We start from the raw sequence: 1,696 nt of genomic DNA on the forward strand, positions 1-1,696 counted from the left end.
TCTTGTTGGTCTATAGAAATGTCCTCCCGTAACTGTTCAGTAGAAATGTCCTCCCATGGAGACATGGGAGACCGTCACGATGAGTCGGAAGGAGGCCCCCCGGGCTGGCCTGGTCAAGGCGGCCCTCGCCGATCAGATCAGCAATGCCCAAGCGGCCCACGCCCTCCGGATCAGCCTCCGGCAGTTCCGCCGCCTCAAGGCGCGGTTTCGCGCTGCGGGGGTCCGCGGCTTGGTCCACCGCCTCCGGGGCCGGCCCTCGATGCGGACCCTCGCCGTCGCGGTGCGCGATCGTGTGCTCGCGCTACTCACGACCACCTACCGCGACTTCAATGACTGCCACAGCACCGAGAAGCTCCGCGAGGTCGAGGGGCTCCGCGTCAGCCGCAGCACCGTCCGCCGCCTCCGCCGCGCCCAGGGCCTGCCCCCCAAACGCCGGCGCCGCCCCCGCCAGCACCGCACCCGCCGGCCCCGCCGCGCCGCCATGGGCGCGCTCGTCCTGGTGGACGGCAGCCCCTTTGACTGGCTCGGCACCGGGCGTCCACTCCTGCTGCTCGGCGCCATCGATGACGCCACGGGCACCGTCCTCGCCCTGCACTTCCGGCCCGCCGAAGATCTGCATGGCTATCTCACCCTTCTCCGCCAGCTCGCCGAGCGCTATGGGCTGCCGGTCACGCTCTACGGCGATCGCCTGGGCGTCTTCGTCCGCAACGACGCCCACTGGACCCTCGAGGAAGAGCTCCAAGGCGCCCAGCAGCCGACCCACTTCGGGCAGGTCCTCCGGGAGCTCGGGATCGGCTACATCGCCGCCCACTCCCCTCAGGCCAAGGGCCGCATCGAGCGCCTCTGGGAGACCCTGCAGGACCGGCTCGTCGCCGAGCTCCGCCTCCGCGGGATCCAGGCCGTCGAGGCCGCCGAGGCCTTCCTCCCCACCTACCTCGCCGACCACAACCGCCGCTTCGCCTGCTCTCCGGCCGCCGCCGCCGTGTGGCGCCGGCCACCCCGGGACCTCGCCGATCGCCTCAGCTGCCGCTACACCCGCCGCGTGGCCCGCGACAACACCGTCCGGCTCGGCCCCCGCCTCGTCCAGATCCCGCCCGGCCCCCACCGCCGCTCGTATGCCGGCTATCGCGTCGAGCTCCGCGAGTGCCTCGACGGCCGCCTGCTCGTCTACTACCAGGGCCGGCCGCTCGCCACGAACCCGGCGCCCGCCGCCGACTTCCTCCTCGTCCCCCGGCGAGGGCAACGCCTACGCGCCTCCAGGAGCCCTTCGGACGAGGGGGGCCGCTATCTCCCCCTTGCCCAAAACCGGCGGATGTCGCCCCTCACGGCCCTCACCGAGTTGGCCAAGCACCTGCGCCGCCCGCCGGCCCGACATCCCTGGCGGCAGACCTTCTCCCGCCGTCAACGCGAGCGCAACCGTCAACGTACCCTCCAGGAGGGCGGACATTCTCACTGACCAGTTAAGCGGACATTTCTACTGGACAGCGACAGGTCGAAGCTTCAGAAGCTTCAGAGCACCCGCATCACCGCCCGCATCTCCCTGGAACGCCCGCTTCCAGGGATGTTCACCCGGCTCTGCGCCAGGACTTCACCCCGTTGAAACGAGTAACCCGACCGTCGCGGTGACCCGAGCCGACTCGCATCTCACCCGCTCATCCGGTTCACTGGACCGTGAGCGTAATATCATCCAGTCTGA

The 1,696-nt window shown here is 70.3% G+C and carries 1 protein-coding gene; it reads left to right on the forward strand.

Features of this window, described 5'->3' with window-relative positions; translation table 11 throughout:
- Positions 1 to 79: 79 nt before the first annotated feature.
- Positions 80 to 1,456 (forward strand): ISNCY family transposase, encoded by a 1,377-nt coding sequence (locus VI078_04900; protein HEY5998626.1) that lies wholly within the window; start codon positions 80 to 82, stop codon positions 1,454 to 1,456.
- Positions 1,457 to 1,696 lie beyond the last annotated feature (240 nt).

The sequence above is a fragment of the bacterium genome, from assembly GCA_036524115.1.
Classification (GTDB): Bacteria; JAUVQV01; JAUVQV01; order JAUVQV01; family DATDCY01; genus DATDCY01.